This is a genomic window from Mesorhizobium sp. M0802 (genome assembly GCF_040320115.1).
Taxonomy (GTDB): Bacteria; Pseudomonadota; Alphaproteobacteria; order Rhizobiales; family Rhizobiaceae; genus Mesorhizobium.
Genome location: NZ_JAMYOY010000010.1, coordinates 120,546 through 140,488, shown reverse-complemented (window position 1 = coordinate 140,488; position 19,943 = coordinate 120,546). Strand labels below are relative to the sequence as shown.

The 19,943-nt window shown below is 63.4% G+C and carries 23 protein-coding genes; 12 read left to right on the top strand and 11 right to left on the bottom strand.

The genetic code is table 11. From position 1 onward, the window contains the following. Positions 1 to 21 precede the first annotated feature (21 nt). Genes NKI10_RS16200 through NKI10_RS16165 form a run of 8 tightly spaced genes read right to left on the bottom strand, consistent with a single transcriptional unit; the run spans position 22 to position 6,809 of the window. Positions 22 to 390: a cupin domain-containing protein gene (locus tag NKI10_RS16200; protein ID WP_081726812.1), complete on the bottom strand. Its 369-nt coding sequence runs from the start codon at positions 388 to 390 to the stop codon at positions 22 to 24. Positions 391 to 448: 58 nt separating this feature from the next. Next, a complete protein-coding gene (locus tag NKI10_RS16195; protein ID WP_352860912.1) occupies positions 449 to 1,834 on the bottom strand; it encodes an NAD(P)/FAD-dependent oxidoreductase in 1,386 nt (461 codons plus the stop codon). A 50-nt stretch (positions 1,835 to 1,884) separates the two neighbouring features. Further along, complete coding sequence (locus NKI10_RS16190) at positions 1,885 to 3,000, bottom strand: ABC transporter ATP-binding protein (RefSeq protein WP_352860910.1); 1,116 nt, start codon at positions 2,998 to 3,000, stop codon at positions 1,885 to 1,887. After that, positions 2,997 to 3,794, bottom strand: a complete 798-nt coding sequence (locus NKI10_RS16185; RefSeq protein WP_023695739.1) for an ABC transporter permease — start codon at positions 3,792 to 3,794, stop codon at positions 2,997 to 2,999. Before NKI10_RS16185 ends, NKI10_RS16190 begins: the two co-directional genes overlap by 4 nt. Further along, a complete protein-coding gene (locus tag NKI10_RS16180; protein ID WP_023683283.1) occupies positions 3,794 to 4,666 on the bottom strand; it encodes an ABC transporter permease in 873 nt (290 codons plus the stop codon). The genes NKI10_RS16185 and NKI10_RS16180 overlap by 1 nt, the downstream gene beginning before the upstream one ends. Positions 4,667 to 4,688: 22 nt before the next feature. Continuing rightward, a complete protein-coding gene (locus tag NKI10_RS16175; protein ID WP_023728389.1) occupies positions 4,689 to 5,765 on the bottom strand; it encodes an extracellular solute-binding protein in 1,077 nt (358 codons plus the stop codon). A 37-nt stretch (positions 5,766 to 5,802) separates the two neighbouring features. Next, positions 5,803 to 6,456 (bottom strand): helix-turn-helix domain-containing protein, encoded by a 654-nt coding sequence (locus NKI10_RS16170; RefSeq protein WP_027049833.1) that lies wholly within the window; start codon positions 6,454 to 6,456, stop codon positions 5,803 to 5,805. Then, complete coding sequence (locus NKI10_RS16165; RefSeq protein ID WP_245260023.1) at positions 6,453 to 6,809, bottom strand: hypothetical protein; 357 nt, start codon at positions 6,807 to 6,809, stop codon at positions 6,453 to 6,455. Before NKI10_RS16165 ends, NKI10_RS16170 begins: the two co-directional genes overlap by 4 nt. A gap of 170 nt (positions 6,810 to 6,979) precedes the next feature. Between NKI10_RS16165 and NKI10_RS16160 the strand changes: the two genes are divergently transcribed. Next, entirely contained in the window at positions 6,980 to 7,294 is a 315-nt protein-coding gene (locus tag NKI10_RS16160; RefSeq protein WP_156033727.1) for a hypothetical protein, read from the top strand. A 39-nt stretch (positions 7,295 to 7,333) separates the two neighbouring features. On the opposite strand, the gene NKI10_RS16155 is transcribed toward NKI10_RS16160, so the two are convergent. After that, entirely contained in the window at positions 7,334 to 7,633 is a 300-nt protein-coding gene (locus NKI10_RS16155) for a putative quinol monooxygenase (RefSeq protein ID WP_023683279.1), read from the bottom strand. A gap of 123 nt (positions 7,634 to 7,756) precedes the next feature. Between NKI10_RS16155 and flhA the strand changes: the two genes are divergently transcribed. The 7 genes from flhA (at position 7,757) to NKI10_RS16120 (ending at position 13,332) form a co-directional block, all read left to right on the top strand. Beyond that, positions 7,757 to 9,844 carry a flagellar biosynthesis protein FlhA gene (gene flhA / locus NKI10_RS16150; protein ID WP_023671908.1) on the top strand — a complete coding sequence of 696 codons (2,088 nt, stop codon included), beginning with the start codon at positions 7,757 to 7,759 and terminating at the stop codon, positions 9,842 to 9,844. Then, positions 9,841 to 10,593 (top strand): flagellar biosynthetic protein FliR, encoded by a 753-nt coding sequence (gene fliR, locus NKI10_RS16145; RefSeq protein WP_023714022.1) that lies wholly within the window; start codon positions 9,841 to 9,843, stop codon positions 10,591 to 10,593. Before flhA ends, fliR begins: the two co-directional genes overlap by 4 nt. Position 10,594: 1 nt before the next feature. After that, a complete protein-coding gene (locus NKI10_RS16140) occupies positions 10,595 to 10,978 on the top strand; it encodes a hypothetical protein (protein WP_023740974.1) in 384 nt (127 codons plus the stop codon). A 291-nt stretch (positions 10,979 to 11,269) separates the two neighbouring features. Further along, positions 11,270 to 11,842, top strand: a complete 573-nt coding sequence (locus NKI10_RS16135) for a rod-binding protein (protein ID WP_352860908.1) — start codon at positions 11,270 to 11,272, stop codon at positions 11,840 to 11,842. Positions 11,843 to 11,855: 13 nt separating this feature from the next. Continuing rightward, positions 11,856 to 12,272, top strand: coding sequence for a hypothetical protein (locus NKI10_RS16130; protein ID WP_023671919.1), 417 nt, complete (start codon positions 11,856 to 11,858; stop codon positions 12,270 to 12,272). Positions 12,273 to 12,300: 28 nt separating this feature from the next. Next, on the top strand, positions 12,301 to 12,849 hold the full coding sequence (locus tag NKI10_RS16125) for a hypothetical protein (protein ID WP_352860907.1): 549 nt from the start codon (positions 12,301 to 12,303) through the stop codon (positions 12,847 to 12,849). Between the two features lie 198 nt (positions 12,850 to 13,047). After that, positions 13,048 to 13,332: an SCP2 sterol-binding domain-containing protein gene (locus tag NKI10_RS16120; protein WP_023744214.1), complete on the top strand. Its 285-nt coding sequence runs from the start codon at positions 13,048 to 13,050 to the stop codon at positions 13,330 to 13,332. Positions 13,333 to 13,401: 69 nt separating this feature from the next. Here the strand turns inward: NKI10_RS16120 and NKI10_RS16115 are convergent, their stop codons facing one another. Together NKI10_RS16115 and odc2 are read right to left on the bottom strand one after the other, a co-directional pair. Further along, entirely contained in the window at positions 13,402 to 14,073 is a 672-nt protein-coding gene (locus NKI10_RS16115) for a GNAT family N-acetyltransferase (protein ID WP_352860905.1), read from the bottom strand. Between the two features lie 147 nt (positions 14,074 to 14,220). Continuing rightward, positions 14,221 to 15,354, bottom strand: a complete 1,134-nt coding sequence (odc2, locus tag NKI10_RS16110) for an ornithine/lysine decarboxylase (protein WP_023671923.1) — start codon at positions 15,352 to 15,354, stop codon at positions 14,221 to 14,223. Between the two features lie 541 nt (positions 15,355 to 15,895). Between odc2 and NKI10_RS16105 the strand changes: the two genes are divergently transcribed. The 4 genes from NKI10_RS16105 to NKI10_RS16090 all read left to right on the top strand — a co-directional run bounded on the left by NKI10_RS16105 (position 15,896) and on the right by NKI10_RS16090 (position 19,936). After that, positions 15,896 to 17,095, top strand: a complete 1,200-nt coding sequence (locus NKI10_RS16105; RefSeq protein WP_352860903.1) for an amidase — start codon at positions 15,896 to 15,898, stop codon at positions 17,093 to 17,095. A gap of 2 nt (positions 17,096 to 17,097) precedes the next feature. Beyond that, a complete protein-coding gene (locus NKI10_RS16100) occupies positions 17,098 to 17,997 on the top strand; it encodes a LysR family transcriptional regulator (protein ID WP_023671925.1) in 900 nt (299 codons plus the stop codon). A gap of 89 nt (positions 17,998 to 18,086) precedes the next feature. Next, positions 18,087 to 18,755 carry a DUF1007 family protein gene (locus NKI10_RS16095; RefSeq protein ID WP_023725173.1) on the top strand — a complete coding sequence of 223 codons (669 nt, stop codon included), beginning with the start codon at positions 18,087 to 18,089 and terminating at the stop codon, positions 18,753 to 18,755. A gap of 8 nt (positions 18,756 to 18,763) precedes the next feature. Next, positions 18,764 to 19,936: a nickel/cobalt transporter gene (locus tag NKI10_RS16090; protein WP_373432825.1), complete on the top strand. Its 1,173-nt coding sequence runs from the start codon at positions 18,764 to 18,766 to the stop codon at positions 19,934 to 19,936. Positions 19,937 to 19,943: the final 7 nt, after the last annotated feature.

Genomic DNA, 19,943 nt, shown 5'->3' with positions numbered 1-19,943 from the left:
TCGCCATAGCCGTAGCGCCGGTCAGCCGGCGCTCTGGATCATGTAGAGCTTGCGCGTGGTCTCGCGTATCAGCCACTCGCCCTTCCAGCCCTGCGGCAGGACGAGGAGATCGCCCGGACCGAGTTCCCGCACCTCGCCATCGATGCGGCTCAGTTCCACGCGCCCCGAAATGATGTGGCAGATCTCCGACGAGTCCGAACGATCGGCGGTGAAGCGGCCGGGCGTGCATTCCCAGATGCCGACATCGACAGTCCCGTCCGGCGATTGAAAGAACGAGCGCACGGCCTCGACCTGATCCCCTTCAATCGAGGTTGGCTTAGGAGAGAACGCGCCGATCTCGGCCTTGGCGAGATCGTGGAAGGTCGAAAGATCGATCAAGTCTAGCTCCATGGATAAGAGCAATTCCAGGAAAGCGGTCTGCCCCGGAATTGCGTGAGAACAAATGGCTTTAGTGGCCGGTGATGCTGTCGGCCAACGCGGCCAGCTTCGAGGTGTGCGCAAGGCCTGCCGCCTCACGGCCATCGGCAATGCGATAAAGCTGGTACATCGAATGCACGCCCAGCCAGCGGAAGGGCTCCGGTTCCCATGGCCTGACCTTGCGGTTGACCCAGGGCAGCTTCGTCAGCTCGGTGTTTGCCCCGAGAACAAGGTCAGCCAGCGTGCGCCCCGAAAGGTTGGAGCTGGACACGCCGAGGCCGACATAGCCGCCGGCCCAGCCGATGCGGGTCGCGGGGTCGAGGCCGACAGTCGTGCACCAGTCGCGTGGCACGCCGAGCACGCCGCACCAGGCATGGTCGATGCGGCATCCTTTGGTCTGCGGCAAAAGCGTCGTCAGGATCGTGTGCAGCTGGTCGATCGTGGCCTGCTGCGTCTGGCCGTTGACGTCGGTGCGCGAGCCGTAGCGATAAGGCACGCCGCGTCCGCCCATCGTGATGCGTCCCTCACGCGTGCGCTGGGCATAGCAATAGGCATGCGCCGCATTGCCGAGCAGTTCGTGCCCTTCCCAACCGATGTCGCGCCACAGGTCGGGCGGCAGCGGCTCAGTCACGATCTGCGCGCTGTTGAGCGCCAGCCAGGTCCGCTCCTCGCCGGGGATGCCTGATGTAAAACCCTCGGTCGCGCGGATGATCGTCTCCGCCTGCACCGTACCGCGGTCTGTCGTCACGCTGCCCTTGGCGATGCTTGTCACCGTCGTCTTCTCATAGATCGGCACGCCCAGCCGCTCGACGGCATCGGCAAGCCCACGCACCAGCTTGGCCGGCTGCACCCGCGCCTGGCCATGCACGACGAAGCCGCCCATGACGTTACGGATGTTGATGCGCGTGCGCGTTGAGGCGGCGTCCAGCATCTCGACGCGGTTCGGGTCGACATCCCAGGAACGGATCGTCTCACATTCTTCGCGCACGCGCTCCAACTGCGCTGCGTTGGTGGCCACCGTCAGGTTGTCGACGCGGCGAATGTCGGCGTCGATGCCTTCCTCGGTCGCGACCCGGATCACTTCGTCAACGCAGCCTGCCATCTCAGCCTGCATCGCCATCACGCCTTGCCGGCTCGACGTCTTGAGATATTTTTCGCGCGACCAGCTGAAGCCGCCCGACAGCCAGCCGCCATTGCGCCCCGAAGCGCCGAAGCCGGCAAATTCGCGCTCGATCACCACGACGCGCAGCGACGGCTTCGCCTTTTTCAGATAGTAGGCGGTCCACAGGCCAGTATAGCCGGCGCCGACAATGGCGACATCGGCCTCGATATTTCCAGGCAAGGGCGGGCGCGGAGCGGGAACCGCCCCCAGATCCGCATACCAGAACGATATGTCGCCGTTGCGCTTGGCTTGCATGGAATGACTTTCAGATGGGATCAGGCCAGATGGGATCAGGCCAGATGGAATCAGGTGAGTGTGGTGTCGGCGCTTGCGTCGTCCGCCAGCAGCTTGGCATCGCTGCCGTCGAAGCAGAGCTCGACCTTGTCGCCGAGGCCAAAACTCTCGCCGGTCAGTGGTGAGCGCACGATCGCGGCCGAGCCGTCGGCGAGCTTAACTTCGTATTTCGATTCCGAGCCGAGATAGATGGCTTCCGCGATCGTCCCCGACAGGCGGTTGGCGCCATTGGCAGCACTTTGGCCGGCTCTTCGGATCGCGAGCTTTTCGGGACGCAGCAGCATCACCGGACTGGCTTCTCCCGACAGCTTACGCGGTACCGTCACCGTCTCGCCGGCGATGCTCAGCGCGGTGCTGTTGCCATCGCTGCGCGCCTTGCCGCGCAGCACGGTGGAATCGCCGATGAAGCGGCCGACGAACAGCGTTGCCGGCTCGTCATAGAGCTGGCGGCCGGTGCCGACCTGCTCGATGCGCCCGCGGTTGAACACGGCGATGCGGTCCGACAGCACCAGCGCCTCTTCCTGATCGTGCGTGACATAGACGAAGGTGGTGCCGAGTTCGCGATGGATGCGCTTGATCTCGAGCTGAAGCCATTCGCGCAGCTTCTTGTCGAGCGCGCCGAGCGGCTCGTCCATCAGGAGCAGCGGCGGGTCGAAGACGATGGCGCGTGCCAACGCCACGCGCTGCTGCTGGCCGCCCGACAATTCGTTGGGATAGCGATGCGCGAAATCGCCCATCTTGACCATGTCGAGCGCCCTTGCCACGCGTGTCTGCCTCGTCGCCTGGTCGACGCCGCGAAGCGTCAGCGGATAGGCGACGTTGCGGCCGACGCTCATATGCGGGAACAGCGCGTAATGCTGGAAGACGACGCCGATGTTGCGCTTGTGCGCCGGCACGCCGACGACGCTTTTTTCCCCGACCAGAAGCTTGCCGCTGGTGACATCGGTGAAACCGGCAATCACGTTGAGCGTCGTCGTCTTGCCCGAGCCGCTGGGGCCGAGCAGCGTCATGAACTCGCCGGGCTCGATGCGCAGCGACACGCCGTCCAGCGCCTTGAAGCCGCCATAGGCCTTGCTGATCGCTTCGAGATCGATCGCCGCGCCCTTGCTTGTCGGCTTCGGATTCATTGGCGTCCTTTCCGCTCGCGGCCAAGAAGGAGCATGCCGCCGCCGATCAGGATCGTGGTCGCGAAAAGCAGGATCGTGCCGACAGCCGCCACCGTCGGATCGGCGTCGCGCGTGATCGAGGCAAAAATCTGCACCGGCAATGTCTTGAGATAGGGGTTCGTGATGAACAGCGACACGACAATCTCGTCGAACGAGGTGGCGAAAGCGAACAGCAGGCCTGAGAGCACGCCCGGCGCGATCAGCGGCAGCGTCACCGTGCGAAACGTGGTCAGTGCGCCGGCGCCCAGGCTCGCGGCGGCTGTCTCCAGCCGGCGGTCGAACACTTCGAGACTGGCCGAGACCGCGATCAGCACGAAGGGTAGCGCAAGGATGGTGTGGGCCAGCACGAAGCCGAGCAGCGTGCCGACGAGCTGCGTGTCGAGATAGACGGCATAGATGCCGATCGCCAGCACCACGCCCGGCACCACCATCGGCGTCAGCATCAGCATACGCAAAAGGTTCGCCGGCCGCGCCTTCATGCGGTCGAGGCCGAAGGCGGCAAGCGTGCCGAGCACCGTTGCCAGGACGGCAACGATGGAGGCGACTTTCAGCGAGTTCAGGAAGCTGTTCGACCAGTCCGGATTGGTGGCGAAATTCTGGTACCACTGCCAGGAAAAGCCTTGCGGCGGAAACGCCAGCGATTTGTTTTCGTTGAACGACATCGGCACCACGACCAGCGTCGGCGCCACCAGCCATATCGCCACCAGCAGGCAGACGAGCCCGAGAAGAACGCGGGTGAGCGGCTTCATCTCCATCAGCGCCGCCCCGCTTCCCGATGACTGGACCGCATCACAGGTGCTGCCAGCGCCAGCAGCACGAAGGTGGTGACCAGCAGAACGACGCCCATGGCGCCGCCCCTGCCCCATTGCAGCAGGCTGAGCACCTGCGTCTGCACCAGCGTCGACAGCATGGTCGAGCGCGGGCCGCCGAGCAAAGCAGGCGTGATGTAGAAGCCGAGCGACAGGATGAAGACGATGATCGCGCCGGCATAGACGCCGGGCAGCGACAGCGGCAGATAGACGGTGAAGAACGCGCGCGACGGCCGCGCACCGAGGCTTTGCGCCGCACGCATCAGCCTGAGGTCGATGCCTTGCATCACGGAATAGAGCGGCAGGATCATGAACGGCAACAGCACCTGCGCCATGCCGATGACCACGCCGGTCTGGGTGCGGATCAGCTTGACGCCGCCGAACCCGACCGAGCGCAGCAACGAATTGATGACGCCCGAATCCTGCAGCAGGATCACCCATGACAGCGTTCGCACCACACCACTCACCCAGAACGGGATCAGCACGCAAAGCACAAGCACCAGCCGGACGCGCGGCCCGACCGCGGTCATCAGATAGGCATAGGGATAGGCCGCGATGACGCAGACCAGCGTCACCCAGGCCGAAATGACGAAAGTCCGCTGCAGCACTGTCAGGTTGACCGGCGCGCCGAAGAACCAGGCATAGTTCTGCAGCCCCCACTCAGGTTCCGACAGGCTGCGCAAAACGATGGTGAGCAGCGGGTAGCCGATCACCGCGACAAGCAGGATGAGCGCCGGCGCCGTGAGCGCGAACGGCCGCCATGCCCGACCGGGCCGCACATCGGCGGCGGGTTGGGCGATGGGTTCGGACGCGCTCACGGCCTGGCTCTCGCTCGGCTGTTCAGTTGCCGGCCATCAGCGCCGACCACTTCTCCTGCGCCACCGGGAAGTTCTCGACCCAGAACTTGATGTTCTGCTTGTAACCCTGCTTCTGGCGCTCGGGCGTGTTGGTCAGGAAGGCGGCGACCGACGCATCGACCTTGGGCTGCGCGTCATTGTTGATCGGCGTATAGGAGGTCTGCTGCGCCAGGATCTCCTGCGCCCCCTTGCCGAGATAGGCATTGAGCAGCGCATAAGCCGCATCCGTATCTTTGACGCCGACCGGAATGGTCATCTGGTCCATCACCACCAGCCAGTCCTGCCAGGCCGGCGCATATTTGGCGCCGTTCTTCACCGCCGTCATGGCACGTCCGGTCCACATCATCAGCATGTCGGCTTCGCCAGATTCGGCAAGCTGCTGCGATTCAGCGCCGGTCTTCCAATAGATCGTGTCGGGACCGAGCTTGCGGATGACATCGATGGCCTTGTCGATGTCGGCCGCCGTCATCGCCTTCGGGTCGCCGCCAGACGCCTTCAACGCCTGCTCCAGCAGGCCGCCCGTCGGGTCGCCCGAACCGTCGAGCGCGCGCGTGCCGGGGAATTTTGCCGTGTCGAAGAAATCGGCCCAGTTCTTGGGCGGGTTATCCCCATACTTCTCCTTGTTGTACATCAGCACGACGCCGTAGTTCATGGCCGGCACCGAGCATTCGCCGACCTGGCCCTCGGGCACCTTGGAGACGTCGAGCTTGCTGAAATCAAGCTTCTGGAACAGCTTGCCGCAATAGACGTAAGGCGGCAGGTCGGCGGTGTCGACGACGTCCCAGGTGACGTTGCCGGATTCGACCTGCGCCTGCAGCTTGGCGATCTCTGTCGGCCCGTCATTGAGCAGCGTGGCGCCGGACTTTTCGACGAACTCCTTGAGCGCGGCGGCCTGGCCGTCCTGGTAGATGCCGCCATAGGAGACGAGCGTCAGCGTCTTGCCCTTGAGCGAGCCTTCCTTGACCTCACCCGCGACAGGCTTTTCCTGCGCGAAAGCTGCGGTTGCCAGAACGCCGAGCGCCAGCACGGCGCCAAGGCCAAGATGTCTTGTTTTCAGCATGATTATTGTTCTCCCATTTGACCCGCATGGATTGAACCTACCTGGCTGCGAGCGGTTTCCAGGCCCTGTATTGATCGAGTTCGGCGCGCACCGAAGTCGGTGGCGCAATGATCCACATCACCTCGGCTCGGCCACTGCCGATGTTCTCTGAGCGATGTGCTGTCGATGTCGCGTATTCGATGCTGTCGCCCTCTTCCAGCACATGCCTGACATCGCCGAGCGAAACCTCGACGATGCCGCGCAGCACGACGAGCATCTCGTGCGCGTCGCCATGGGTGTAGAGCGCTGGGCCGGTCGAGCCGCCGATTTCGAACTCGCCGACATAGACTTCCATGTCGCTTAAAGGGGGACGCGAGAGCAGCATCTTGCGGCAGCCGTCGCTGGGCGGCAGGCTCGGCCGCTCGCTGCGCAGCAAGACCCCGCGCTGCCCGGCGGCACTATCCTCGAACAGCATCGCCACGCTCACCCCAAGCGCCGAGGCCATCTGGTTGAGCGAGGCGGTGCTGGCGCCGGTCAGGCCGCGCTCGAGCTGGCTGATGAAGCTGGCGCTGGTCCCGGTCAGCTCGGCGAGTTCGCGCAGCGAAAGCCGCCGGCCGAGACGCAGGCTCTTCAGCCGCTGGCCCAACATCTGATGGGCATGCGTCGCCGTCGAGGCGACGCCATTCTTGACCGGAGCCTGGTCGGTGCTCATCCCGTCTTTTTCTCCCACTGAACAATTTGTACAGTGACACTGTACACGTGGCAAGCGCCGGGACATTTTAAAATGCCGGCTGAGGCCTGTTCTTCGCCCGACAGGTCGCGCCGCGCCTTGTCGAGTCCTCGGCGTAGCGTCGCATCAGATGGCCCTCGGTCAAAAGCCGACAACGGCCCGGTTGTCGAAATTCTCGACCACCGCCAGTTCCTCGGCGACGGCGCGCTGGAGGTTCCGGCGGCGGACTGGACGTTCATGCTCGGCACCAGCACCGCATCCGTGAACTTGGCCAGCGCCAGCACCGGCGTGTCACCATCGGACGGATCGCTGTGCAGTTCGGCGACGATCAGCACGCCGACATAATGCCGGCTGCTTGCGGCGCCATTCTGGCGCTGAGGAGCAGTCAGGCTTGCCGCCCCGCTTCAATTCCCCGCGAGCGTGTCGAGGTATATGAGCGATCGCTTACGCAATCGACGCAGCTGTGTTATTTTTGGCCGTCTCTATTTCCCTCAAGGAGGAGAAGATGAGTGCGCGGGGATTTTTTTCATTAGCTGTCGGCATGATTTTTTTGAGCTCGTCTGCGGTGAGCAATTCAAGCATGGATATGCCGGTTAGGTCTGTTGTGTCACACCCGATGTCTCTTTTTTTGGCGGGAGGCAATCCGGAAAGCCAAAGCCGGCCGGCAAAGGAATTTATCCAGACTGCACAACAAGATGTTTGCTGTCCTGGCGGCTACCCTTGGTATCGCAATTCGACGAACACCTGCTACGGCAGCTATGAAGACTGCCACGATACCGATGGCGGCGGATGGTCCTGCAGACAGGTCAACGCCTGCTAGACTTTCTTGGGCCCACGCCTTCTTGACTGTGCCCGGTCCTCAGATCGGCTTCGGCTCGCCGGCCTCATAGAGCATGAGGTTGCGCTCGCCTATGCCGAGCGATGCCCAACTCGCCCGCCAATCGGCGATGTGAGGCGAGCGGAAATGCGCGTCGAGCGCGGCCCTGTCGCTCCACACCTCGGTTACATGGATGAGCCCGACGTCGAGCACGTCCTGCGCGTAGGAGTATTCGATGCAGCCGGGCTCCGCACGGCTGCCCAGTATCATGCGCCGCATGGCCGGCCTTGCCTCGTCGAGCCGTTGCGCAGGCAGGCGAATGGTGCCGATGATCACCAGCATGATCTCTCTCCTCAAGGCCTCTGTCGTCCCGGCAAGTAACCAGTCCTCCCACCCTCGCGCAAGCTTGACCGGTTAGGCTCGAAGGGCTGTCGCGTGCTCGGCAGGCTTGTGATTGGGGACGATATGGCCGTCAGCGAAAGCTTAGCGACAGGAACAGTGGCCAAGAACGGCCGCGATGTCTTCTTCGCCATCGGCATCGTCATCATCCTGGCCGTGCTGTTCCTCCCGATCCCGGCCTTCCTCATCGACATCGGCCTCGCCTTCTCGATCGCACTGTCGGTGCTGATCCTGATGGTGGCGCTGTGGATCCAGCGGCCGCTCGATTTCTCGTCCTTCCCGACCGTGCTGCTGATCGCCACCATGCTACGGCTATCGCTCAACATCGCCACCACGCGCATGATCCTGTCGCACGGCAATGAGGGCACGCACGCCGCCGGCTATGTCATCGCCGGCTTCTCCAAACTTGTGATGGCCAGCGATTTCGTCATCGGCCTGATCGTCTTCATGATCCTGATTGTGGTCAACTTCATCGTCATCACCAAAGGCGCCACCCGTATTGCCGAAGTCGGCGCCCGCTTCACCCTCGACGCCATCCCCGGCAAGCAGATGTCGATCGACGCCGACCTGTCCGCCGGCATGATCGACGACAAGACAGCGCAACTGCGCCGCCGCGAGCTGGAAGAGGAATCCTCCTTCTTCGGCTCGATGGACGGTGCCTCGAAATTCGTGCGCGGCGATGCCATTGCCGGCCTCATCATCACCGCAATCAACATCGTCGGCGGCATCGCCATCGGCTACATCAGGCACGGCATGGGCATGGGCGAAGCCGCCGATGTCTTCATCAAACTGTCGGTCGGCGACGGCCTCGTCACCCAGATCCCGGCGCTGATCGTTTCGCTCGCCGCCGGCCTGCTTGTGTCCAAGGGCGGCACGCGCGGCTCGACCAACCAGGCGGTGTTCGGCCAGCTCGGCGCGCATCCGCGCGCGCTCTATGTCGCGGCCTCGCTGCTCGTCCTGCTCGGCCTGATGCCCGGCCTGCCGTTCTTCCCGTTCTTCACGCTGGCTGCAGGCATGGCCGGCCTTGGCTACGTCATCCCGATGCGCGCCAACCGCGAGGCTGCCGCCGCCGAAGCGATCAAGGATCTGGAGAAGGCGAACAAAGTCGAGGAAGAGAAGAACTCGGTCAAGGCTTCGCTGACCACCGCCGAGATCGAGCTTCTGATCGGCAAGCAGCTGTCGACGCGGCTGCTGGTGTCGCATCAGGAACTGGTGTTCCGCATGGCCAAGATGCGCAAGAAATTTGCCACGCAATACGGCTTCGTTGTGCCGGAAGTGCGCGTCGCCGACGATTTCGGCATTCCGCCGAAAAGTTATCAGATCAAGGTCCACGGCACCGTCGTCGCCGAATACCAGATGCGCGTCGGCGAGATCATGGTGCTGCTCGGCAACCGGGATTTGCCCGACGTTCCCGGCGAGGAAATCCGCGAGCCGGCCTTCGGCATGCGCGCCTTCTCGGTGCTGGAAACCTTCGCCGAGGATCTGAAGCGCGAGAACTATACCTTTGCCGACAACATGTCGGTGCTGCTCACGCATTTGTCCGAGGTGATCCGCAACAACCTGCCGCAGCTTCTGTCCTACAAGGACATGAAGGCGCTGCTCGAGCGCCAGGATCCGGAATACCGCAAGCTCGCCGACGAGATCTGCACCTCGCACATCTCCTATCCCGGCCTGCAGGCGGTGCTGAAACTGCTGCTGGCCGAACGCGTATCGATCCGCAACCTGCATTTGATCATCGAGGCTATCGCCGAGATCGCACCGCATGTGCGCCGCACCGAGCAGATCGTCGAGCATGTCCGCATCCGCATGGCCCAGCAGATCTGCGGCGATCTCTCCGAGGGCGGCATGCTCAAGGTGCTGCGGCTCGGCAACCGCTGGGACCTCGCCTTCCACCAGAGCCTCAAGCGCGACGCCAAGGGCGAGGTGCGCGAATTCGACATCGACCCGCGCCAGTTGGAGGAATTCGGCCAGGACGCGACCAAGGCGATCCGCAAGCATCTCGAGGCCGGCGAGCGTTTTGTCCTCGTCACCGCGCCCGATGCTCGCCCCTATGTGCGCATGATCATCGAGCGCCTGTTCACGACGCTTCCCGTTCTCTCCCATGTCGAAATCGCCAAGGGCGTCGAGATCAAGGTGCTCGGGACGATCTCGTGAACATACTGTCGCAAGGCGTCGTCATCGCCGCCTTCCTCGCCTTCTGTCGCATCGGCGCCTGCTTCATGCTGATGCCGGGCCTGTCCAGCGCCCGCGTGCCGGTCCAGGTCCGGCTGTTCGCGTCGATCGCCGCCACCGGTGGCCTGCTCGCCTTCCTGTGGGACAAGATCTTTCCCTTCGTCGATGCGCGTCCGCAGGTGCTGGCACCGATGATCATCTCCGAACTTTTGGTCGGCGGGCTGATCGGCGCGATGACGAGGCTCTACATGGAGGCGCTGCGCTTCATGGGTTCGGCCATCGCCATGCTGATCGGCTATGGCGGCACCGGCGGCCCCGCCATCGAGGAGCCGGAGCCGCAGGCGGCCCTCGCCGCCATCATCTCGTTTTCAGCGTTGCTGCTGCTCTTCGTCTTCGATTTCGACCACGAGATCATCCGCGCTCTGGTCGCCTCCTACACGGTGGCGCCGGTCAACGTCTTCTTCAACCCGCAGGCCGCACTGGTCGATCTCACCGACACGGTGTCGGACGCCTTTTTCCTGGTCATCCGGCTCGGCAGCCCGTTCATCGCCTATGCCATCCTCGTCAATTTGACCATCGGCTTCGTCAACAAGCTGACGCCGCAGATTCCGGTCTACTTCATCTCGCTGCCTTTCGTCATCGCCGGCGGCATGATCATCTTCTACTTCGCCATCGGCACCATGCTGTCGCTGTTCGTCGACGGCTTTGTCGATCTGACGCTGGCGAGGTGAGATGAGCACGCGCAAGGAACGGCTGAAGAAACTGGTCAAGGTGCAGGAGCAGCTGAAGGCCCTGCACGAGACGCGCCATGCGGCCTTCCTGGCGGCGGCCGCAACCGCCGAGACCGAAGCCAGGGAACTTGTCCAGCATTTCGACGCCGATCAGTCGCTGGCGGTGCTGTTCCCTGACCTCTACCATCGCCGCATCGCCAATGCGCTGGTCCGGCAGGAAGCGAGCTTGGAAAGCGCCAGGCAGGAGGTCACGCTCATCGCCACTGCGACGGCGCGCACCAACATGGTCGAGCGCGCCTACAAGGACGTGCGCCGACAGGACGAACGCGAACGCTCCGACCGCGACCGGCTCGATCTGATCGCGCAGAAGCGCGGGCAGGAATAATCGAAAGTTAAAGCCGCGTCACTTGCGGACGGCGTTCGGTTTCGTTCCGTGCGGCGGGCTGTATTGGGTGTACGGCGCCGTGTTCGGCCTCTGCGCCTACGCCACCTACGATCTGACCATGGCGACGCCGGCAGCGCCCACCGCAAACGACCAGATCGCATCGACCCAGCCGGACTTGCCGCTGCTGATAGCAATGGCCCAGCATCCGGCGAAGGATTTCAAACCGGCAAGCCTGCCACAAGCTTGTTGCGGCATGGTCGCTCAGGAAACCCGGCAAAGAGGCGGACTTTCTTGGCGATTTCTCCACCCAGTGACATCGTTCTCGATGTTGCCCGAGCCGTCGACCCGGCGGATATCGAGGCTGCCCGTGCCGCGCTGGCCAAGCGGGCCAACGGCGTTGGCGGTAATTTTTCTGTCGACATGGCTGCTTCGGTCGATGCCGGCTCGATCCTGTCGCGCGCCACCGCCGACAAGGCCGCCGCAAATGCCGATCCCGCCAGCAAGTTCAAGAAGTTCGAGGCGATGGTCTTGCAGACCTTCATCCAGAACATGCTGCCCAAGGACACAGAGGGCGTCTACGGCAAGGGGCTGGCCGGCGACATGTGGAAATCGCAGCTTGCCGAGCGTGTCGCCGACGTCATGGCCGAGCGCGGAGGGATCGGCATCGCCAAATCGCTGGTCGCCGACCACTACAAGGACGGCAAGCGCACCGTGCCGATCGGCCCGGTGTCAACCGGGCCGCACAAGACCGAGATCGACCAGCAGACCCGGCTGTCCACCTCGCTGGTCGAGGAATTGCAGCGCAAGGCCGCACGGTCGATGACCGGCGACGAGACGACCATCAAAACCGAAATCAAGATCTAGACCAGGATTTTCAATGGCCGATTTTTCAAAATACTCTTCCAACCTGCCGGCGCGTACGTCCGAAGCGCCGATCCCGTTTGCACGGCCGGGCAACCTTGCCGCCATCATCGGCCGCATCGAGGAAGCGGTCGAGGAAGAGACGGCCGGTTTGAAGAACGACACCAGCTATGACCTCAAGGCCTCCAACGCCCGCAAGAGCCGCTACCTCTATGAGCTGACCCGCGCCATGAAGGGCGCCAACGAGATCGAATTCCTGGAACAGCATCGCGACAGTCTGGCGCGGCTGCGCCAGAAGCTCGCGAAAAACGAGGCTGCAATCCTCGCCCACCTCAACGCGGTCAACGAAGTCGCCACGCTGTTGAAGAACGCCATTCAGCGCGCCGAAGCTGACGGCACCTATTCGGCCGGCGAATTCGGTTGGGCGAGCTGATGATCTCGGCACCAGGCGGGAACAACCGGTGATCAAATTCATCGCCGCCGCGATCTGGATCTGCGCCGCCACGCTGGGCGCCGTGTTCTATTCGTTCCAGGCGGCCGTTGAGCGCGGCGTCGGCGAGACGCCGAAACCGATGCTGGGTGGCCTCGACTACGTCAAGACCGACATCATCTCGGTGCCGCTGATCCGCGATTCCAAGATCGACGGCTATTTCCTCACCAAGCTCGTCTACACGGTCGAGCCGGCCGAGATAAAGAAGATGTCGATTCCGGCCGAAGCCCTGATGACCGATCAGGTCTATTCCTATCTCTACTCCAATCCTCAGATCGACTTCACCAAGAAGGAAACCATCGATCTCGATGCCTTCCGCAAGGCCATACGCGACACCGTCAACGCGCGCGTCGGCGCCGACCTGGTGCATGAAGTGCTGATCGACCAGGTCAACTTCCTGACCAAGGACGAAATCCGCGACAACGCCATGCGCCGCCGCAAGGATCCGGCCACGCCGACCGAACCGGCCCCGGCGGAATCGGCCCAGGCCGAGGCGGCGAAGTCCGCTGCTGAACACTAACCTTCATCGCAGGGTGAATGTCTCTGCCGCATTCCTTCCGACTGAAACGAGATGACGCATCGCGACCGCGTTGACGTTTACGTCAACTCGAAGCTATATGCGCCAAGCGACCAGGATCGCGGCACGCGCGAGACAGCGACTTTGGCGGAGGCCGGTCACTGAAGCGCGGCAAAACGCAACGAGACCAGGAGAACAGTCATGAGCGTTCAGGACATTGCCGAGAAGATGAGGTCGCGCGTGGCGAGCGCCGGGTTCGAACATTCCGTGAAGTTCGATACCGGCAGTGACGGCGTCATCGTCATTGACGGTGCGACCGTCTCAAACACCGATGCGCCGACCGACTGCACCATCAAGCTGTCGCTCGACGATCTGGATTCGCTGATCGCCGGCGACCTCAATCCGACCATGGCCTTCATGTCCGGCAAGATAAAGGTCGAAGGCGATATGTCGGTCGCCATGGCGCTCAGCCAGCTGATCGGCTGAGCCCTTCGCAAAAACAAAACGCCGCCCTCGCTGAAATGCAAAGGACCGGCGGCGTTTGTTTTTGGACAATCAGGCGGCCAGCAACAGCCTCTGTGTCTTGAGCTTGCGACCTGCAGCCTTCAGCGTGCCATGCGCGCCGTCGAGCGCACCATCGATCAGTTCCAGCGCCAGCAGGCGGTGCCGCTCGTACGGACCAGGCATGGCGAGCGCGCCGGTCTTCTCCGCCGAGAAGCCGAAGCGGCCATAGTAAGGCGCATCGCCTACCAGCAGCACCGCGGCATGGCCGAGACGCGCGGCCTCGGCCAAAGCATGGCGCATCAGCGCCGAGCCGATGCCGGCGTTCTTCAGCGCCGGATCGACGGCGAGCGGTCCGAGCAGAAGTGCTCCCGGGCCACCCTCGCCCAGACGCACGTCCCACAGCCGCACCGTACCAGCAACCGCGCCGGTTGCATCGCGCACGACAAAAGCGAGGCCTTCGGAAGGCCGGCGGCCACGCCGCAGCTTCTCCGACGATTTCTTGCGCCGCATCGGCCCCATAGCGCGATCGAGCAACGCTTCACGCAATGCAATGTCTGCCGCAGTTTCGGCGACGATGGGAATGGCGCGGGCACTCTCCCCCCTCGAGGGGGAGATGTCGCCGAAGGCGACAGAGGGGGTCGGCACGACGTGACGCGACACCGCGTCGTGGACGAGGGATGCCGGCGCTTCACGCGAGACGACCCCCTCTGGCCTGCCTGCCATCTCCCCCTCAAGGGGGGAGATTCCCACGGCACCATCAATGTAATTTACAATGTCCATTTCCGCGATCCTTCACGAGCGGAGCTTGTTCCACAGGCGAACCCGGGCGGACGCAAACGTCCGCCTGGGGTGATCTGAAGGCCGAAGCCGTCAGATCACGTAGGATCGGAGAGGCTCGAAGCCGTTGAAGGCGACCGCCGAGTAGGTGGTCGTGTAGGCGCCGGTGCCTTCGATCAGCACATCGTCGCCGATGGTCAGCGACAGAGGCAGCGGATACGGCGTCTTCTCGTACATCACGTCGGCCGAATCGCAGGTCGGGCCGGCGAGCACGCAAGGTGCGGTCTCCGAACCGTCATGGCGGGTGACGATCGGATAGCGGATCGCCTCGTCCATCGTCTCGGCCAGACCGCCGAACTTGCCGATGTCGAGGAACACCCAGCGCACATTGTCGTTTTCGGCCTTCTTCGAGATCAGCACGACTTCCGACTTGATGACGCCGGCATTGCCGACCATGCCGCGGCCCGGCTCGATGATGGTCTCAGGGATCGCATTGCCGAAATGCTTGCGCAGCGCCGAGAAGATGGCCTGGCCGTAAGCCTGAGCCGCCGGCACATCACGCAGATAGCGCGTCGGGAAACCGCCGCCCATATTGACCATCTTGAGGACGATGCCTTCGTCGGCGAGCGTGGCGAACACCTTCTTGGCGTCGGCCAGCGCACGGTCCCACGCCGTCAGGTCGGTCTGCTGCGAGCCGACATGGAACGACACGCCATAGGCGTCGAGGCCGAGCGTCCTGGCATGGCGCAGCACATCGACGGCCATCGCCGGCACGCAGCCGAACTTGCGCGACAGCGGCCACTCGGCGCCTTCGCCGTCGGTCAGCACGCGGCAGAACACGCGCGCGCCGGGAGCGACGCGGGCGATCTTGTCGACCTCCTCGACGCAATCGACGGCAAACAGCCGAATGCCGAGCTGGTAGGCGCGTGCAATGTCACGCTCCTTCTTGATGGTGTTGCCGAAGGAGATACGGTCCGCCGGCGCACCGGCGTCCATCGCCATCTCGACCTCGGCAACGGAAGCGGTGTCGAAGGACGAGCCCATCGCAGCAAGCAGGCGCAGGATCTCCGGCGCAGGGTTTGCTTTCACCGCATAGTAGATTCTGGAATCGGGCAGCGCCTTCTCGAAGGCACGGAAATTGTCGCGCACGACATCGAGGTCGACGACGAGGCAGGGGCCGGACGGACGTCGGGTGGCGAGGAAGTCGAGGATGCGCTGGGTGGCCATCGGGGTCTCTCCATTAACGCCTTGCGGCGCGCAATAAGGCTGCGGGACGCGGGCTTTCGGCCTCGCGAACACGCGGTCAAACAAAGGCGGGACGGAAATCCATGGAACCAGCCGGTGGAGACCCCGGAACCATGAAACGCCGTCTCGCGGCGGTGAACCTTGGCCTTGCCCGGCCTCGGTTCGCTTTGTCTGCCTTGGCTTGGATGGGAGACCCGTCCGCACTGCCGGCAATGAAGGTGTGCCTCTTCAGTAACCCCGGTCTTTGGACGACCGGCAGAACACCAGAAAGGCCCGCACCGTCGTTGCTTCAAGGTGTCCTCGGGCTGGCGGTTGGCCGCTAGACCGACTGGAGGGGTTAGCTCCAGTTACCTTACCGATTTCCCTCACCATTCGAGGATCGGCGGACACCCACAGGCACGTGCGACTTTGGGCAAGCGCGATATAAGATCGAAAGATTTCACAATCAATAAAAATCGTACTCCAGGTTGTAAAATTTCCGGCATCGAACAATGCTGGGCCTACTGTATACGGATATCGAACGATGCCAGGCACGCACGGCCCGCTCAACGCCCTTCTCGACCTGCGTCGAATGCCGGTCGCCAATGCGGAACTGGGGCCACTGGCCGGGCTGCGCCTGGCTGTGAAGGACATTTACGACGTCGCCGGCTACCGCACCGGTTGCGGCAATCCGGTGAAGTTCGCCGAGTCCCACGCCGCGTCCAGCACGGCACCGGCCGTGCAGATGATTCTCGACGCCGGCGCGCGTTTCATCGGCAAGACGCAGACCGACGAGTTCGCCTTCTCGCTGATGGGCCAGAACGCGCATTTTCCGTTTCCGGTGAACCCGGCCGCTCCCGATCGCGTCACCGGCGGCTCGTCCTCCGGATCGGCGGCGGCGGTGGCCGGCAAGCTTGCCGATATCGCCACCGGCTCCGACACCGGCGGCTCGATCCGCGCCCCGGCGAGCTTTTGCGGATTGATCGGGCTGCGCACCACGCATGGCCGCATCTCGCTCGAAGGCACGATGAAGCTGGCGCCGAGCTTCGATACGTTCGGCTGGTTCGCCGACGACATCGAAACCTATGAGACGATCGGCAAGCTGTTGCTTGGCCGCGACCCGCATCAGCATCCGCTCAACCGGCCGCTTTCGATCCGCTGGCTGGACGCTTTCGTGGCCGGCCCCGCCGAGGCAGCCGAATATGCCAGGATGAGAGCGCTGGCCGCCAGTCTTGTCGGTGAGCCGGCGCCGGTAGAGTACAGCTTCGCCTCCTTCCCCGACGAGCTCTACTGGTGCTTTCGCCGCCTCCAGGCCGCCGAGGCCTGGCAGCAGCATGGCGCCTGGATCATTTCGGGCGAGCGCGATCTCGGGCCGGGCGTCGAGGAGCGCTTTGGTTTCGGCCGGACAATCGACGAAAAGACCGCGCGGGCCGAGGCGGTGCGCCGCTTGACGTTCCGCTCCGAGCTAGCCGCGCTGCTCGGCCAGGACGGGTTTCTTGTCCTGCCTACCGTTCCAGGCCCCGCACCTCTGGTCAAAAGCGAGCCGCAGCAGCTCCAGGCCTACCGCGAAAGGGCCTTGCATCTTTTGTGCCTTTCGGGTCTTTCAGGCTTTCCGCAAATCACCCTGCCGCTGGGCTCGGTCGACGGTGCCCCTTTCGGCCTCTCTCTGCTCGGCCCTCCCGGCAGCGACATTGCCCTGATACGGCTCGGCCGGCGAATTCTCGATGCGGCTCGAAAGGCCTGATGATGGATACACTGACCCGCATGCGCGCCTTCATCGACGTCGTCGAGGCCGAAGGCTTTTCGGCGGCCGCGCGCAAGATCGGTCGCTCCAAGGCGCTGCTGTCGAAATATGTGCGCGAACTCGAGGACGAACTCGGCGCGCTGCTGCTCAACCGCACCACGCGGCAGTTCTCGTTGACCGAGGCCGGCCATACCTATTACAGCCGCGCTTCGGAAATCGTGCGCGAGGTCGACAGCCTGGCCGACGCCGTGCGCGAATCCTCCGGCGACGTGCGCGGCAGGATCAAGCTGTCGGCGGCGCGCACCTTCGCCGACGCGCCGATAGGCCAATCGCTCATCGACTTCGCCAAACAGCATCCCGACATCGTGCTCGACATCCATCTCGACGACCGTTTTGTCGATCTGGTCGAGGAAGGTTTCGATCTTGCCGTGCGCATCTCGCGCCTGGAGAACTCATCGCTGATCGCCCGCCGCCTGGGGCCGTTTTCGATCAAGCTTTGCGCCTCGCCGGAGCTGATCGCCAAGCACGGCAAGCCGACGCGCCCGCAGGATCTCGCCAACTTGCCCTGCATCGTCGACACCAATGGCCGCTCGCTTGCCAACTGGCGCTTCAGGGGCGATGGCGAGGAGTCAGTCAGTGTCAACGTATCGGGTCCGATCGAGGTCAACAGCCCGATGGCCGCGCGAGCCGCCGCCGTGTCCGGTCTGGGCTTCACCATCCTGCCGGATTTCATCGCCGCGCCCGACCTCGCATCCGGGCTGCTGGTGTCGTTGCTCGACGACCGCATCCAGTCGGGCAGCGGCATTTTCGCCGTCTACCCGCACCGTCGCTATCTGCCGGCCAAGGTCCGTGTCTTCGTCGATTTCCTGGTGCAATGGTTCAAGAACCGCGAGAGCGCTTGAGCCGGTCCTGCCGTGCCGCGGTCCCAATTTCGCCCCGTTTCTGGTAACCTCTCGAAATCTCTCCGAGGCCGATGGAACAGCGACCGAGAATGCATCTGAAACGGCACGCAATCATGCTGGCTTCGGCCCTGGCGACGACTTTTGCCTCCGTCGGAGCGGCTGGCGCGCATCCTCATGTCTTCGCCGAGGCCCGCCTCGACGTGATCCTCTCGCCGGATCACCAAAGTGTGAAAGCGCTGCGTCACCTCTGGCGTTTCGATGATCTGTTTTCGAGTACGGTGATGATGGAGTTCGACAAGAACTCCGACCTGAAGCTTGACGACAAGGAGCTGAAGGATGTCGCCGACACCGTTCATGCCTCGCTGGCCGAGTTCAATTATTTCCAGCTCGTCACCGTCGACGGCAAGGACGTGCCGATGACGCCGCCACCGCATCTTATGGCCAATTTCGAAAACGACCAGCTGATCATCCTGTTCGAATCCGAACCCAAGGTGCCGATCAAGCTCGCCGGCAAGATCGATTTCGGCGTCTACGATCCAACCTTCTACACAGCGATCGACTTCACCGAGGATAGCAACATCACGGTGGAAGGCCTGCCCTCGAACTGCACCAAGAGCGTCATCCGGCCTGATCCAGACGAGGCGATCAAGGAAAACCAGAAGACCCTGACGGACGCGTTCTTCAACGACCCGACAGGCACCGACATGAGCAAGATCTTCGCCACCAAGCTCGAACTGAATTGCCCGCCAGAAGGATAGATCCGGTGATGAAACCGTCCCTGCGTTTGGCATTCGGCCTCGTGGCCGCTGCCCTGCTGATGACGCACTTTCTCGGGCAGGCCCATGCCCAGAGCTCACTCGGCATCGGTGTCAATGACGGCATGGCGCCCACCACCGGCCCGTTCGCCCATATCCTGATGTGGATCAATCTGCGCCAGCAGGAATTCTACCGCGCATTGGCCACGGCGATGAAAGCAATGCGCGAGGACGGCAGCAAGATGTGGCTGCTGATCGGCCTGTCCTTCGCCTACGGCATTTTCCACGCCGCCGGCCCCGGCCACGGCAAGGCGGTGATCTCGTCCTACATGGTGGCCAATGAAGTGGCGCTCAGGCGCGGTATCCTGCTGTCCTTCGTCTCGGCGCTGCTGCAGGGCCTGACCGCGATCCTGGTGATGCTGCTTGCCTATTTCGTCCTGCGCGGCACCGCCATCTCGATGACCGACGCAGCCTGGTTCATGGAGATCATGAGCTATGTCTTCGTCACTTTGTTCGGCGCCTGGCTGCTGTGGCGCAAGCTCAGGCCTACGGTCCTGCGCTGGTTCGGCAAGGCGCCCGCCTACAGCCTGTCGGCAGCCCACGCCGGTCATTCCCATGGCGGCCATTCGCATGCCGCTCACAGCCACGCGGCGCATGCGCATTCGCATGCCTTGCATGTGCATCACGACCATTCGCATGATCATCACGATCACGCTGCGCACGACCACGACACACACGATCATTCCCATCACGACCACGCTCATCACGATCACGCCGCTCACGATCACCCAGCCGGCGAGGTCTGTGATACGTGCGGCCACTCACATGCGCCCGATCCGGCGCTGCTGTCGGGCGACCGCTTCGACTGGCGCACGGCCTGGTCGGCTGTAGCCGCCGTCGGCATCCGCCCCTGCTCCGGCGCGCTGATTGTGCTGAGCTTCGCTTTGCTCAACGGCCTGTGGCTCGGCGGCCTGCTGTCGGTGCTGGCGATGTCGATTGGAACCGCCATCACAGTCTCGGCGCTGGCAACGATCGCAGTCACCGCCAAGAACTGGGCGGTCTATTTCGCCGGCGACGGCCGCATGGGCAACCGCATCCACACAGTCGTCGAAATCGGCGGCGCCGCCTTCGTCTTCCTGTTCGGGCTGTTGCTGTTGTCGGCGAGCCTGTCCGGAGCTGTGTGACCTCGGC

Coding starts and splice junctions, on each gene's coding strand:
- NKI10_RS16200 (WP_081726812.1), bottom strand. CDS start 390: ATGGAGCTAGACTTGATCGATCTTTCGACCTTCCACGATCTCGCCAAG.
- NKI10_RS16195 (WP_352860912.1), bottom strand. CDS start 1,834: ATGCAAGCCAAGCGCAACGGCGACATATCGTTCTGGTATGCGGATCTG.
- NKI10_RS16190 (WP_352860910.1), bottom strand. CDS start 3,000: ATGAATCCGAAGCCGACAAGCAAGGGCGCGGCGATCGATCTCGAAGCG.
- NKI10_RS16185 (WP_023695739.1), bottom strand. CDS start 3,794: ATGGAGATGAAGCCGCTCACCCGCGTTCTTCTCGGGCTCGTCTGCCTG.
- NKI10_RS16175 (WP_023728389.1), bottom strand. CDS start 5,765: ATGCTGAAAACAAGACATCTTGGCCTTGGCGCCGTGCTGGCGCTCGGC.
- NKI10_RS16170 (WP_027049833.1), bottom strand. CDS start 6,456: ATGAGCACCGACCAGGCTCCGGTCAAGAATGGCGTCGCCTCGACGGCG.
- NKI10_RS16160 (WP_156033727.1), top strand. CDS start 6,980: ATGAGTGCGCGGGGATTTTTTTCATTAGCTGTCGGCATGATTTTTTTG.
- NKI10_RS16155 (WP_023683279.1), bottom strand. CDS start 7,633: ATGCTGGTGATCATCGGCACCATTCGCCTGCCTGCGCAACGGCTCGAC.
- flhA (WP_023671908.1), top strand. CDS start 7,757: ATGGCCGTCAGCGAAAGCTTAGCGACAGGAACAGTGGCCAAGAACGGC.
- NKI10_RS16140 (WP_023740974.1), top strand. CDS start 10,595: ATGAGCACGCGCAAGGAACGGCTGAAGAAACTGGTCAAGGTGCAGGAG.
- NKI10_RS16130 (WP_023671919.1), top strand. CDS start 11,856: ATGGCCGATTTTTCAAAATACTCTTCCAACCTGCCGGCGCGTACGTCC.
- NKI10_RS16120 (WP_023744214.1), top strand. CDS start 13,048: ATGAGCGTTCAGGACATTGCCGAGAAGATGAGGTCGCGCGTGGCGAGC.
- NKI10_RS16115 (WP_352860905.1), bottom strand. CDS start 14,073: ATGGCAGGCAGGCCAGAGGGGGTCGTCTCGCGTGAAGCGCCGGCATCC.
- odc2 (WP_023671923.1), bottom strand. CDS start 15,354: ATGGCCACCCAGCGCATCCTCGACTTCCTCGCCACCCGACGTCCGTCC.
- NKI10_RS16105 (WP_352860903.1), top strand. CDS start 15,896: ATGCCAGGCACGCACGGCCCGCTCAACGCCCTTCTCGACCTGCGTCGA.
- NKI10_RS16100 (WP_023671925.1), top strand. CDS start 17,098: ATGGATACACTGACCCGCATGCGCGCCTTCATCGACGTCGTCGAGGCC.
- NKI10_RS16095 (WP_023725173.1), top strand. CDS start 18,087: ATGCATCTGAAACGGCACGCAATCATGCTGGCTTCGGCCCTGGCGACG.
- NKI10_RS16090 (WP_373432825.1), top strand. CDS start 18,764: ATGAAACCGTCCCTGCGTTTGGCATTCGGCCTCGTGGCCGCTGCCCTG.